Here is a 13,134-nt window from a genome sequence, read left to right on the forward strand (position 1 = left end):
AAGCCTGGAAAAAGGACTCAATCCTTGTGCCACCTTATGAATTGGGTTAAAATTTAGGTACGCTTTATGCTGTACAGACATAAAGTAACGGAGAGATTTCTAAACTAACAACAAAGGAAGCGGTATGTTCGTGCAGCAAGCCATCGCAATATTAGACTCGGGAGTAGGAGGCTTAACTGTTGCTAAAGAAGTTATGAGACAACTTCCCCGGGAGAAAATTATTTATTTTGGAGATTCGGCCCGTGCTCCTTATGGTCCTAGGTCCCCTGAAGAAGTTACCTTGTTTACCGAGCAGATCGTAGATTATTTGATTCAATTTGATCCGAAGATGATCGTGATTGCCTGCAACACGGCAACGGCGTCTGCACTGAATTATATTAAAGAGAAAGTAAAGATTCCCGTGATTGGAGTTATCCATCCTGGTGCAAGGGCTGCTATTAGTGCGACCAAGACAGGGAAGATTGGGATCATCGGTACGATCGGCACCGTTCAAAGTGGCGCATACCCGATGGCGTTGAAGGAGCTAAATCCGGTTATTGATGTTTATAGTGAAGCATGTCCAGCACTTGTTCCCCTTGTGGAGCATGGCTTGTACGAAACGCCTGAAGCATTAGAAACTGTTCGGGATTCTCTTAAAGAGATGAAGGAGCATCCCATTGATTGTCTAATTTTAGGCTGCACTCATTATCCGTTTCTTAAGCAGAGAATCAAAGAAGTCATGGGACCGAAAGTAAAACTGATTAGTTCAGCCGATGAAACGGCAAGGGAGATCAGCACCGTGTTGTATCAGAAAGGGAAATTGGCTCGGGGCAATGATCTTCCCATTCATCAATTCATTTGTAGCGGTGATGCCGAAATGTTTCGGAAAATCGCTTGTCAGTGGCTTGGAGATCAGATCGAACTTACACCCATCGTATGGCAGGTCGCCAATCCTTCATGATTTTCATAGCAAACTACCTTTGGACGGATGTTCTCCGCCAAAGGTTTTTTTATAACAATAAAGCGGCGCTTTTTAGCTGGAAGTAATGGGTTTTACCTGATGAAGGAATAACTCCCAACTTTTATGTATACGCTTCCTTTTTGGGGTATATAAATAATGACGAAAGGGGGATCAGTATGCAAATCATTGCGATGCTTACCATGTTGATCGATCACGTCGGGCTCTTATTCTTTCCAGATCAGGTTCTATGGAGAATGATTGGCCGAATTGCATTTCCCCTCTATGCTTACGCATTGGTACAGGGATATCTTCATACATCGTCATATCCAAAATACGTGTTTCGACTGTTCTGTATTGCGGCACTATCGCAGATTCCTTATCAATTAGCCTTTGGTACGAATGGATTAAACGTTGTTGCATCCTTTTTGATTGCGATGTTCTTACTTCGTTTACTTCGCGCAATACCATCAGGCGTTGTATCTACTTTACTTATTGCAACGGTATGTATATTTCTAGAGGTATTTCCTTTTGAATATGGGGCATATGGACTGTTACTTGTGCTTATATTCAGATATGCGAGATCTCACCAGATTCTGATCATGCATTTGTTGCTTAATTTGACCTATTTGCTTGTCTACGGATGGGTAATTCAGATGTTCAGTATCATCCCTACGATTCTTATTGCATATGGACCTGGAGTATGGAGGAGGTTAGAATCACGAACCTTGCCAGGGTGGATATGGCGGTTCTTTTATCCTGTTCATCTTGCCGCTTTGGTCATCATAGGATACTTTATCGGAAAATAAAGGGGGGATCAAATGATGTCTACAGCTAACGAGGATACGCAGACTATCATTTCAGTAAATGGTGGGTACCGGTACCTGGATTTCATCGCTCAATGTGATCGTCTTCTTGTAAGATACGATTTCCTCCGCAAAGAGGAAATAGGCACCAGTGTAATGGGAAAATCAATTGTCGCATTGTTTCTTGGAACTGGAAAGGAGCAGGTGCATATCAATGCGGCGTTTCATGCCAATGAATGGATCACAGCACCACTGTTGCTCCGATTTATCGAAGAGATTGCTCAGTCTGTTAGCTCAGAGGGGACCTTTGCTAAAGAGGCTATAACATGGTTAGAAAACGTTACGATATGTGCTGTCCCGATGGTGAATCCTGATGGTGTAGATTTATCGCAGGATGGGATACCGCCTGATTGCATTTTGGCGCATGAATTGGCGGAGTGGAACGGTGGTGATTGTGACTTTAGCCGCTGGAAAGCTAACATTCGTGGCGTAGATCTGAATGACCAGTTTCCTGCGTACTGGGAAGAAGAAGTAAGCCGCAGGGGAACAAGTGGGCCTGGACCACAGGATTATGGTGGTGTGAAGCCACTCTGCGAATCTGAGGCGATATGTCTTGCCGAGCTGACAAGATCTCGAAATTTCGATCGGGTTATGTCAATTCATACGCAAGGAAGAGAGTTGTATTGGAATTATAGAGAGATGGAGCCAGATGGAGCGGAAGAAATGGCCGCTCAGATCGCAGCGGCGGGGAAGTACCAGGCTATTAAGTTATCCGGAAGCGATGCGGGATATAAGGATTGGTTCATTCATGAGTTTAGACGTCCCGGATACACACTGGAAGCGGGAGAAGGGGTTAACCCACTTCCACCAGAACAATTTTTAGATATTTATGAAGAGGTAGCACCTATATTGGCTCAATTTGTTCGGGGATGACCCCGGATTGTATTTGTTTGGGGCGTCTATCGCCCCTATTTGTGCATTTTTAAAAAGAATGGGGTATCTTATATTGTAAAAGGAGGGTTTAGTCATGAAATGGAGGAAAATGTGGTCATTTCGCCGTTGGTTACATATATTTCGCCGTGTGCCCCCTTTGTTGGCCTCCTCACGAATACCCTTGATCGACAAGCTATTACTTGTCATTCCAGCCTTGATGTACTGGGTTCTCCCCGATTTATTGCCCCTAATACCGATAGACGATATGGCTGTTACTGCGTTGTTGATGAATTGGTTCGTCACTCGGGCAGAACGGAAGCATCCTTTAGCGTGAGTATACCCCGCTTGCCTGTGCTTCAGGTACTGATACGGGTGCTCTTTCAATATTAAAAAGAACAACTTCGATTTGAAACAGATTATTGTCATAAGAAATATTCGATAATCCATGACAGTCGTCTACGATTTTTTTAATATTTTTCAGACCAATACCATGAACTTGCCTGTTGGTCTTCGAAGTCCGAATCTCTCCCTTAGCATTGGTGCGAATCTCATGTACATACGGATTTTGAATACGAATGAACAAGCTTTCGTTAAGATATTGCATATGTACTTTTATGTGGCGCTCTACATTCTCGTTCTCTTTACACGCTTCAATTGCATTATCTAATGCATTTCCTAGAATAACACTGATTGTTGTTGTATCAAGCTCCATCTGTGGTGGGATGTTTAAATCGAAAGTAACAGGGATGTGGTACTTTTCAGCGGTTTGTCTTTTGTAATTGAGAATGGAGTCAATAATTAAATTTCCACTATGGCAGACTCCTACGGGGTGTTCCATACTACCAAGTAGTTTATCTAGTTCATGTAGATCCTTTTTTTCTACACCGGATTGTAGTTTTGCACGTAGTCCCACCAGGATATTTTTGAAGTCATGTTGAGACTTAAAAGACTCTTCTTGCATTTCTTTGGTCATAAGATATTGATTTACATAGTAAGCGTTTTGTTGTTCTAATAATTGGCTCTTACTCTTCGCAGATTGCACACATAAGACCCGGTCGCATAAGACAAATAATAGGATGTTTATGATAAGCAATCCACCGGAAGTGATGGAGAATAAGGCAGGATAAGTCCGAAAAAACAAGGAAGATGTTAATAGGGTTATACCCATAATGCTTATAAGCGGACAAAAGAACAAGAGTATCCAATACCAACTGGACAAACTCCCCTCGCCATATGAGGTAGTTATTCGCGTTGAAATTAACACCAGGATAAACATGAGAAGCTTTGAGAGAAACAGGTTAATAATATATCCCTTTGATGAATATGTTGCTGGCATCACAACATCGCTAAGGAGTATAAGAGCTACGAGAAAAATCGCGGCACATATCCTCCATTTAAGACTTCCTTTATAGAACAATGATAGCAGCACAATTAAACCGATATTCAGAGTGAGTTGAAATGCACCAGGTAATGGAACAAAGCGTAGGGCAGCGCTGCATGAAAAATATATAGAATAGAGTAAGAACAGATGGGTCTTTCTTTCAATAAGGCACACAAAACAGTGACTGTAGAAATAATGAATAATGACGGACAGAAAGGGGAGCGTCGTTAAATAAAAGAGTTCTTCATAAAACACATTAGGTCCCAATAAGATCCCCCCTGAACTTCAAATAATGCATTCTGACGGAGGCACTATTCTTCTCACTTATAGGTAATTCTTTACCCGTCGTAAGCACGATCTTCCGACTACGTATTTCTTTAATAAAGTAAAAATTCACGATGTATGACTGATGTATCCTGATGAAATCGTGGGAAGGAAGCTTGTTCCCTTCTTCGTTTAATGTGCCATAATATTCGATTCTATCCTCTCTGGTGTTAACAATAACTTGTCTTATATGACTCTCTAAAAAGATGATGTCCCGGAAGGGTACCAAAACTTCTTTACCCTTTTGATGTACGGGGAGGAAGTTTATTTTGCCTTGTTGACGTTTGCGAATGGCTTTGTGAATGCTAGGAATCAGTTTGTTATTAAAATTATCTTCCTCAATAGGCTTTTTAATAAAACCCGATGGTTGAACATCGAAAAGTTGCAGATGATATTCTTCATGACTAGAGATATAGATAAGCTGCACAACATCATTCTCATCATTGGCCCTTAGCGTGTGCCCTGCGGTAATCCCATCCATACCTTCCATTTCAATATCCATACAAATAATATCAAATGGACAACCTTTCTCCACTGCTCTAGCGAAGCTCTCACCTGAGTAGAAGATATGAACTTCTATTTGTTCAGAAAAGTTATTCTGAGTATTCATTATCATCATTTCAATCTGCTGTGCTACCTTCATGTCATCATCGCAAATAGCGATATGAATCATTTCATCACTCCGTTCAACAATCCCAGGCCTCAATTGGCGGAATTTGTATGTTATATGAATAATTCTATAGACACTTTAGGGAAAATCAAGCGAACCCTGAATGTACATTTTCTAAGCCTTAATAACGACATAAACGACCCCAATTCTAACAATCCATACCTTTATTCAGTGAAATTATGCTAATTAGTTAGTTGGGAGTAATGAAGTAGAGGAGGATTTTAATTGAGTTCAACTATTTTTGAAGCCAAGGGACTAACCAAACGTTATGGATCATCTATTGTACTTCAGGATATCAATATGACAATCGATTCCGGTGATATATATGGTTTTGTTGGAGAAAATGGTGCCGGGAAAACCACTCTCATGAAAGTGATCGGCGGCTTGGTCCATCCGACAGGTGGCAAAATATCGTTGCTTGGGAAAAGTGACAAGAAAGATCTCAATTACGCTAGACGGCAGGTAGGATTTCTAATTGAAATGCCAGCCCTGTATCCTCATTTAAATGCGGAAGAAAATCTAACATTTTATTGCCGTGCTTTTGGTATTAAGGATGATCACAAACTGAGGATTGCTGATGTACTGCAGGCTGTAGCTTTGTTAGATGCTGGTAGCAAGAAAACGAGTGAGTATTCTCTGGGGATGCGACAACGTTTAGGACTGGCAATTGCTCTGCTTAACAATCCAAAATTTCTCGTATTAGATGAGCCTATCAATGGATTAGATCCTTCTGGGATCGTGGAAGTTAGAAAGATCATAGAGCGCTTAGTAAAAGAAAAAGGAGTTACTATTTTAATATCGAGCCATATTTTAAATGAGCTGCAACTGTTGGCCACCAAATTTGGTTTTATCCATCATGGGCGGTTAATCAAAGAAATCTCTGCAGCTGAATTGCTGAAATCGGCGGAAACACGAATCTGTATTCAAACACCAAATCCAGCCCTGGCTGCCCAAATCCTGAAGTATGAACTTCAATTGAAATCCATAGTGATCACTGAAGCTGGAGAAATTCAAATTCCTAAAGAAAATACGGACCTAGAAAAACTGATGTCTATTCTTCTACAGAAGGGAATTCAAATGGAAGGAATCAACGTATCTACCCCTAATCTTGAAAACTACTACATGGATCTAATAGGAGGGGGCTAACTCATGAAAAATTTTCTGAATGGCCAAACTTTTTATTTGAAAAAGGATACAACTTTTCGAAGCATTTGCTTCATATTTCTTATTGGAAGCATTGCGCTGCTAGTTTTGACAGGATCAAAAGGCGGATGGGATATTAGTAGTCCAATGAAACCTTTAAGTATGGCTGCTTCTTTTTCGCTTTTTCTGTATTTTGTTATTCCGATGCAAGCTTGTTTTTTTTCAACAGAGGGATTTGAATATGGATCAGTCAAAAATATTATCGCCTCAGGACAGAGTAGGACATCTTATTTTATGGGGAAGTTTCTTTCGGAGATCAAAGTCATCATATGGTGTGTGCTCCAATTTACAGGTGTTTTCTATGTTTTGTATATGATGGTAACCCTAATTTTAGGCGCTCACATTGGAGATAACAGTCTAAGACAAGATGCAATAGCCGGATTTACTGCACTTGGTTTCAACATGATGTATTTGGCTGCCTACTCTGCCATCGTCATGATGGTGGGGATGATTGTTAGAAAAACGGCTTCCGCGATACTCATCACTTTTGTCATCATATTCGGTGATTTTTTACTAAGTGGTTATCTTAGAGACTCTTCTTCTACTTTTTTGCGCATGGTTTCTAACAATACACTAATGACTCAGATCATGAAATTTTCCGGCATGTATGTTAAAGATTCTGAGCGAGTGTTGATAACAAGCATGAATGATTATGTCCACGTGGGTCTTATTCCAATGATCATCATAGCCATCTGTTTAACGGTAACCGTCATTTCTTTTGAGAAAAGAGATATTCATACTTAATACGCTATCCCTGATTACGTTCAAGGGCTGATAAACTCAAAACAATAATTCTTATCGTAAGTACTTTTATGGTCTTACTTATCTTTTGTATACTTTTTGTCGGCATCAAGCGTGTTTGAACTTTAGACCCAGACATTCCTTCAAATATGGCCCATGAGGTAGTAAGTTTGGCTTTGCTGCTGCTTGCACGTTCCGACATGTTTCTTTACAATAGGAATGTTAGGAAGTCCATTTGTGATAGGAGAGAACAATATGAGCGTCAAAATTACCCGCAATGCGGCGAAGGTGATAAAGAAAGAACTGGATAAGGAAGAGAACAAAGGATTAGCGCTGAAAGTATTCATCACTCATGCGCATGGTGATCATGCCCATTATGGACTTGATTTGGCCAAGGCAAGTGATAAGGATCATGTTGTTTCGACGGATAAAGAAATCGATGTAATTATTGATCCAAACGAACCACTCCTCGATGGTGTGAAGATTGATTATCTATATTTCCCTGAAGAAGGTTTCGTTATTACCAATCCTTCCAAAGGAAATCACGGAGATCACTAATTAGTTGGTCTAATATAAGGACAATCTAAATAGGAGCAATCTTATTTTTTCATCATAATAAAAGAAGGGATTCAACATGGCTAACGATATTCGCGTATGCGAAAAATGTAATCATATTCGTTTGAAGACGTTTATACCGAAATTACAGAAGCTCGCACCGGATGCGGAAATCACAATTGGTTGTAAATCTTATTGTGGACCCTGTGGCAAGCGACCCTTTGTTTACATTAATGGCCGTTATTTAAGCGCGCCAACTGAAGACGAGGTGCTAGCCAAAGCCGCACCATTTGTGAAGAAACCGAAGGCATAAATTAATCATAGCTTCTGAGCATAAATAATGAACAAAAAGCGGCATCCTTTATGGATTGCCGCTTTTTGTCGCTAATAAATCATATGTGATTACCTTATCGGAAATGTTAAGGCGTTTGTTGGCTTCATCATAGGCTACACGGCATTTCTGAACGTCTACAGGCTCGCGTGTACCAAGGTCATAACATGTACCATTTTGAAACAATTGATCATCTGAAGGGATATAGTATAATTTGTCATTTGAGAAGGCCCCCGATCTTTGAACAACCAAGTGTTCTTGTTCGTGACCTGCGAAGAGATTGTTCCCCATCATAGAGAAGGGTTCCGTGGAAATGCCTAGAAGATGAAGGATTGACGGCGCTAGGTCTAATTGTCCGGAAGGTTGTTCTTCTATACCGGTAAGTTCATCTTTTGGCACATGGACTAGTAAAGGAACCTGGTTCATAATTTGTGCCATGTCGAGCTCAGTCAAAGATTTTCCGAGAAATTTCTCATAGTCTCCCTTGTCCGTAACCGAATTATCATGATCTCCATAGAGAACTAATATCGTATTGTCCCATAAGCCATCCCGCTTCATATCTTCGATCAACTCACCTAAAGCTTCGTCCACATAATGAATCGACTCCAGATAATTCCCAAAGATTGAACCCTTGAACTCCCCGACATCCAAACTTTGTACTTTGGCCGGGAGAGAGTACGGATGATGACTAGTTAACGTGATCATAAAAGAATAGAAGGGCTGTTGCTCACTTGTCTTGGTCATAAAATCAAGAGATTGGCGAAAAAAAGATTTATCCCCAAGTGACCAACCGAGTGGCTCATCTATCTTAAAGTCTTTTTTAGTGTAAAAGTTGTCATAGCCCATAGCCTTGTACATATTAAATCGATTCCAGAAACTTCCCTCGTAGGCATGGAATGCCTCTGTCTTATAGCCACTACTTTTAAGGATCTGTGGCATAACATCAAACTTGTGGTCGGGGTAGCGAACAAATACCGAGCCCGTCGGTAAAGGATGTAATGAGCTTTGTGCGGAAAAATCAGCATCTGAAGTACGCCCTTGTCCTGTTTGGTGATAAAAGTTGGAGAAATACAAACTGTCTTTCATCAGTTTATTGAAGTTAGGTGTAATCTCTTCACCATTTATTTTCTGACCAATCATGAAGTTCATGAATGCTTCCACTTGGATAACGATAACATTGCTACCAGCATAAGCACCAAATGTCTCATTCCTTGTATTACGGCTAAGGCTGGCAGCATCAAACCATTGCTGTATTTCATCGTTTTCTTGTGCGGTTAGAACAGGCTGCTTGCCGTAATGCTCCTTAACGTAGCGGGACACGTCATAATAATGGAATCCGAGTAATCCAGTTACGTTATACAGGGAAAGATTCCACCAATTCCCCTTAAATAAATCACTAGCCCAGGTTTTGGTGTAAGATCGGATGGGTCCCATCGTCATAGAGAACCCGATGGTGAAGACAATCATACCCGTCGCAAAGCGTCTTAAGGGCTTGCCCATTCTTGATTGTTGTGGATCATGGCTTAAGAAGCTGCTGGGATACTGCGAATATTTGGCACTACGATTATGATGTAACAAGGTAATGGTGATCATGAGGACAAGCCACAGGGCCCAGTCGGCAACAAACCAGAGATCAGAGATTTGGATCAAAGACTGGATACTTTCTCCGAGTTCTCCTACTTGCCCTATTTGCATCAACACGGGAACCGTGATGAAATCACCAAAGTACCTGTAATACACTAGATCCGAGAAAATAAGTGCGGTTAACAGTACATTCAGTACACATAGAGCTATGGACCTCGCCCGATGAGGTAGCCATAGCGTCCAGAATGACAAGAGGATGATGGAACCTATGGCAATCAGGTCATCTATTCGGTTCATGTCAATATACCTGGCATGTAACTGATTATGGAGAAATTTAAGTTTATAGAAAATCGCAAAAACAAATATAAGATATTCAAAAAAGCGGTATTGCCAAAGATTACGAAGTAATCTCTTGGAATCACTATTTGGGGAAAAGCGGATCATTCTTTGATAACTCCTTTCCCAATTAGAATAGGAGAAACCCTCCCTCTACGTCAATTAATGACGAGGAGGAAGGGGCCCGAGGAACTGTAAATATTGACATTCGATCCGACCGTTAAATAGTTTACGACGTTTGTCTGCCTTGCGATGGAATATTTCCTCAAATCGCTCGGTTGGAGTAATGGCGAAGAAGGACCAAGTTGGAAGCTCAGCAGATAAACGACCGAGATGGGCGATGAGCTTACGTACTTCTTTCTCCTCACCAATCCGTTCTCCGTATGGAGGGTTTGTGATGAGGCATCCATAATCCCCCTGGGGCTGAATTTGGATCGCAGGGATATTAAGGAACTTGATCTCCTTAGCAAACCCAGCGGCCTTAGCCGAAGCCATCGATATCTCAATGGCAGCAGGATCGATATCGCTTCCGGTAATATTCAGCGGAATATCATCTTTAACGGAATCAAAGGCTTCTTCTCTAGCTTGTTGCCAGAGGTTGTCCGGCAGGACGGGCCAAGATTCCGAATTAAAGGTTCTACGTAGTCCAGGGGCAATGTTCCAAGCGATCATAGCTGCTTCGATCGGTAATGTACCCGATCCGCAACATGGATCGTAGAACGGTCTTGCAGGGTTCTGGTTCCACCGACTTAGAAGAATAAGGGCCGCAGCCATTGTTTCTTTAAGGGGAGCTTCTGTTGCATGTTTCCGATAACCCCGTTTGTGTAGCGCAGGGCCCGTCGTGTCTAGTGTCAACAATGCGGTATCATTTAGCAAAATGATCTCGATGACGTAGCGAGGTCCAGTCTCTTCGAACCATTCCGAGTTATACGATAGCTTCAGCTTTTCAACGATCGCTTTCTTGACGATACCTTGGCAAGCTGGAACGCTGCTAAGCTGAGATTTATGAGATCTACCCTCTACAGGGAATTCTCCGTGCGCTGGAATCCATTCTTCCCATGGCAACGCTTTGGTTCCTTCAAATAATTCATCAAAAGTTAAGGCAGTGAATTCACCCATCTTGATCAGAACTCGGTCTGACGTCCGCAGCCATAAGTTACATCTGCAAATATCAATGTAATCTCCTGTAAAATTGACCCGTCCATTCTCGATGAATGCATCATGATATCCTAGCTCTTTAAGCTCGCGCGCTACTACTGCTTCTAGACCCATTGGAGCAGTTGCGATTAAATTCAATTTTCCTGGCATGTTATCATATCAACTCCATTTAAACTTGTAGAAGTGGCTCTCACTTGTGTCAAAGGTGCAAAAACCATACAATTCAGTATAGGACAATGTGAAGCTAGATACAATCGGATAGCTACGAAAGGAGCAAATAACCTATGCAAACCCCTGAACAATATAGCGAGGATTTATATTTGAAGGATGAGGTTCTAGAACAAGTGCGACAATCCATTCTGGAAAGTGGATTAAATGATGTATCCATCGAAACGGGATATGGACGTTTATTAACGTTGCTAGTAATGTCATCGGGAGCTAAATCCATATTGGAAATTGGTGCACTTGGTGGATATAGTGGCATTTGTCTTGCGAGAGGACTTCAGGAGGACGGAAAATTGTTGTCTCTTGAACTCAAAGAAGCTAATGCTGGGTTGGCAAAAAGGAATTTGGAGAATGCGGGATTTGGTGACTCGGTGAATTATTTGGTCGGGCCGGCACTAGACAGTCTTAAGGAACTGGAGAGCCGGGGAGAACGTTTTGATTTCTTCTTTATTGATGCAGACAAGGAGAACTATCCTCATTATTTGGAGTATGCCATTTCGTTGTCACTGCCTGGAGCTCTAATCGTTGGAGATAACACATTTCTCCGTGGAAGAACATTAAACAGTGACAAGAATGGACCGTCCGTGTTGGCTATGCGTAAATTCAATGAGATGATTGCCAGGGATGAACGACTAATCAGTGCATTTCTCCCCTCATATGATGGGTTAGCTTTAGCCCGGGTTAAGTGATTTGGGCTTACTATATAATTTCATTCTGACCCAAATCGTGTTGATGAACAGAAGGATACCTGAAATAATAAAGATCCCCTCGATTCCAATATAACCTGACAAAAATCCTCCGATGAGAGAGCCGAGCATGTTTCCAAGGGCAAGTGTGCTGCCATTGAAACCATAAGCTCGGCTCTCCATGCCTTTAGGCGTATAGAAACGAATCAATGCATTGACGCTTGGTAATAGTCCTCCCATGAAGATCCCCATAAGAAAGCGAATGATAATGAGTTGCCACACCGTATGTACAAACGCTTGTGGTATCAGTGTAGCTGCCGCACCTAGTAAGGAGAAGGTTAAGATCCGATGAGCACCAACCGAATCGCTGAGTTTACCGAGCAAAGGTGAGGTAATCATGTTAGAAATTCCCGTCACTGCGATCACAAATCCTGCCCAGAACTCTACCTTGGTAGCTATTCCGTGAAGCTTCTCCACATAAAGGGGGAGGAGCGCCATCGGGCTTAACATGGCAAATTGCAATAAGAACGTCACGGCAAATAATGCGGTGAGCTGTGGTGTTTTGTTCAGTTCCCGAAAACCCTGCAGTACAGAAATTTGCGGCTTATTGGCTGCTTTCTGACGATCGAAATTCTCACGAACTAACAGTAATGCAAGGACGGAAGCAATAAACAACAAGCTACCGGTAATATAAAATATGGGGCGAAATCCAACCCATTCAGCTAACAGGCCCCCGATTAAAGGACCGAGGATGGTGCCAGCGACATTACCGGATTGAATGGTCCCCATAGCAAACCCCATTCTCTTTTCCGGTGCGGTTCCTGAAACGAGCGATACTGCAGCTGGATTGAACCCAGAAATAGTCCCATTAAGCAACCTTAGAGCTAATAAGTGCCATGGCTGTGTTGCAAAACCCATGAGCGTAATGACGATAGCCATCCCAAAGCCTGATCGTAGTAACATAATCTTTCGTCCATATTTATCCGAGAGCTTTCCCCATAACGGTTGAAAGATGAATGAGGTCGCGAAATTGGCAGCAAAGATGGCTCCCGCCCAAAGACCAATTTGGTGCTCACCTTGAACATGCAAATCTCTTGCCAAGTAGAGCGATAAGAAGGGGGTGATCATGGTCATCCCCGCATTGACTAAGAATAGTCCGAACCAAAGCACAATGAGATTGACTTTCCATGTCTTCAAAGTGCATTCACTCCCTTTTTGTGTATTCTCGCTGCAGATAGACAGAATTCCAGTATATCACAGTTGT

The 13,134-nt window shown here is 41.9% G+C and carries 14 protein-coding genes; 9 read left to right on the forward strand and 5 right to left on the reverse strand.

Translation table 11 applies throughout. The features are described 5' to 3' along the window. The first annotated feature begins 124 nt into the window (after positions 1-124). From racE to IEW05_RS04950, 4 genes are all read left to right on the forward strand, one after another. A complete protein-coding gene (gene racE / locus IEW05_RS04935; RefSeq protein WP_188536383.1) occupies positions 125-940 on the forward strand; it encodes a glutamate racemase in 816 nt (271 codons plus the stop codon). Positions 941-1,116: 176 nt separating this feature from the next. Further along, positions 1,117-1,746: a TraX family protein gene (locus IEW05_RS04940; protein WP_188536385.1), complete on the forward strand. Its 630-nt coding sequence runs from the start codon at positions 1,117-1,119 to the stop codon at positions 1,744-1,746. A 12-nt stretch (positions 1,747-1,758) separates the two neighbouring features. Then, positions 1,759-2,676: a M14 family metallopeptidase gene (locus IEW05_RS04945; protein ID WP_229753264.1), complete on the forward strand. Its 918-nt coding sequence runs from the start codon at positions 1,759-1,761 to the stop codon at positions 2,674-2,676. 94 nt (positions 2,677-2,770) lie between these two features. Beyond that, positions 2,771-3,010: a hypothetical protein gene (locus tag IEW05_RS04950; RefSeq protein WP_188536387.1), complete on the forward strand. Its 240-nt coding sequence runs from the start codon at positions 2,771-2,773 to the stop codon at positions 3,008-3,010. Here the strand turns inward: IEW05_RS04950 and IEW05_RS25575 are convergent. Continuing rightward, positions 3,002-3,718 (reverse strand): ATP-binding protein, encoded by a 717-nt coding sequence (locus tag IEW05_RS25575; protein WP_194434091.1) that lies wholly within the window; start codon positions 3,716-3,718, stop codon positions 3,002-3,004. The genes IEW05_RS04950 and IEW05_RS25575 overlap by 9 nt on opposite strands. A gap of 595 nt (positions 3,719-4,313) precedes the next feature. After that, positions 4,314-5,054 carry a LytR/AlgR family response regulator transcription factor gene (locus IEW05_RS04960; protein ID WP_188536392.1) on the reverse strand — a complete coding sequence of 247 codons (741 nt, stop codon included), beginning with the start codon at positions 5,052-5,054 and terminating at the stop codon, positions 4,314-4,316. A 222-nt stretch (positions 5,055-5,276) separates the two neighbouring features. Here IEW05_RS04960 and IEW05_RS04965 point away from each other — a divergent pair, with 222 nt between their 5' ends. The 4 genes from IEW05_RS04965 to IEW05_RS04980 all read left to right on the forward strand — a co-directional run bounded on the left by IEW05_RS04965 (position 5,277) and on the right by IEW05_RS04980 (position 7,863). Beyond that, positions 5,277-6,197, forward strand: a complete 921-nt coding sequence (locus IEW05_RS04965) for an ABC transporter ATP-binding protein (protein ID WP_188536393.1) — start codon at positions 5,277-5,279, stop codon at positions 6,195-6,197. 3 nt (positions 6,198-6,200) lie between these two features. After that, positions 6,201-6,998, forward strand: a complete 798-nt coding sequence (locus IEW05_RS04970) for an ABC transporter permease (protein WP_188536396.1) — start codon at positions 6,201-6,203, stop codon at positions 6,996-6,998. Positions 6,999-7,250: 252 nt separating this feature from the next. Beyond that, complete coding sequence (locus tag IEW05_RS04975; protein WP_188536398.1) at positions 7,251-7,553, forward strand: HesB/IscA family protein; 303 nt, start codon at positions 7,251-7,253, stop codon at positions 7,551-7,553. A gap of 76 nt (positions 7,554-7,629) precedes the next feature. After that, positions 7,630-7,863: a YuzB family protein gene (locus tag IEW05_RS04980; protein WP_188536400.1), complete on the forward strand. Its 234-nt coding sequence runs from the start codon at positions 7,630-7,632 to the stop codon at positions 7,861-7,863. A gap of 48 nt (positions 7,864-7,911) precedes the next feature. Here the strand turns inward: IEW05_RS04980 and IEW05_RS04985 are convergent, their stop codons facing one another. Together IEW05_RS04985 and IEW05_RS04990 are read right to left on the reverse strand one after the other, a co-directional pair. Further along, entirely contained in the window at positions 7,912-9,909 is a 1,998-nt protein-coding gene (locus IEW05_RS04985; RefSeq protein WP_188536402.1) for an LTA synthase family protein, read from the reverse strand. Positions 9,910-9,963: 54 nt separating this feature from the next. Then, positions 9,964-11,109, reverse strand: a complete 1,146-nt coding sequence (locus IEW05_RS04990) for a THUMP domain-containing class I SAM-dependent RNA methyltransferase (protein WP_188536404.1) — start codon at positions 11,107-11,109, stop codon at positions 9,964-9,966. 134 nt (positions 11,110-11,243) lie between these two features. Here IEW05_RS04990 and IEW05_RS04995 point away from each other — a divergent pair, with 134 nt between their 5' ends. Beyond that, a complete protein-coding gene (locus IEW05_RS04995; RefSeq protein WP_188536406.1) occupies positions 11,244-11,873 on the forward strand; it encodes an O-methyltransferase in 630 nt (209 codons plus the stop codon). On the opposite strand, the gene IEW05_RS05000 is transcribed toward IEW05_RS04995, so the two are convergent. Next, complete coding sequence (locus IEW05_RS05000; protein WP_188536408.1) at positions 11,856-13,067, reverse strand: MFS transporter; 1,212 nt, start codon at positions 13,065-13,067, stop codon at positions 11,856-11,858. The two genes, IEW05_RS04995 and IEW05_RS05000, sit on opposite strands and share 18 nt — an antisense overlap. Positions 13,068-13,134: the final 67 nt, after the last annotated feature.

The sequence above is a fragment of the Paenibacillus segetis genome (assembly GCF_014639155.1).
Lineage (GTDB): Bacteria > Bacillota > Bacilli > Paenibacillales > Paenibacillaceae > Fontibacillus > Fontibacillus segetis.

Bases quoted from the DNA above. Each gene is read 5' to 3' on its own strand.
- IEW05_RS04975 (WP_188536398.1), top strand. From the start codon at position 7,251: ATGAGCGTCAAAATTACCCGCAATGCGGCGAAGGTGATAAAGAAAGAA.
- IEW05_RS04960 (WP_188536392.1), bottom strand. From the start codon at position 5,054: ATGATTCATATCGCTATTTGCGATGATGACATGAAGGTAGCACAGCAG.
- IEW05_RS04950 (WP_188536387.1), top strand. From the start codon at position 2,771: ATGAAATGGAGGAAAATGTGGTCATTTCGCCGTTGGTTACATATATTT.
- IEW05_RS04980 (WP_188536400.1), top strand. From the start codon at position 7,630: ATGGCTAACGATATTCGCGTATGCGAAAAATGTAATCATATTCGTTTG.
- IEW05_RS04940 (WP_188536385.1), top strand. From the start codon at position 1,117: ATGCAAATCATTGCGATGCTTACCATGTTGATCGATCACGTCGGGCTC.
- IEW05_RS04995 (WP_188536406.1), top strand. From the start codon at position 11,244: ATGCAAACCCCTGAACAATATAGCGAGGATTTATATTTGAAGGATGAG.
- IEW05_RS04970 (WP_188536396.1), top strand. From the start codon at position 6,201: ATGAAAAATTTTCTGAATGGCCAAACTTTTTATTTGAAAAAGGATACA.
- IEW05_RS04945 (WP_229753264.1), top strand. From the start codon at position 1,759: ATGATGTCTACAGCTAACGAGGATACGCAGACTATCATTTCAGTAAAT.
- racE (WP_188536383.1), top strand. From the start codon at position 125: ATGTTCGTGCAGCAAGCCATCGCAATATTAGACTCGGGAGTAGGAGGC.
- IEW05_RS04985 (WP_188536402.1), bottom strand. From the start codon at position 9,909: ATGATCCGCTTTTCCCCAAATAGTGATTCCAAGAGATTACTTCGTAAT.
- IEW05_RS04990 (WP_188536404.1), bottom strand. From the start codon at position 11,109: ATGCCAGGAAAATTGAATTTAATCGCAACTGCTCCAATGGGTCTAGAA.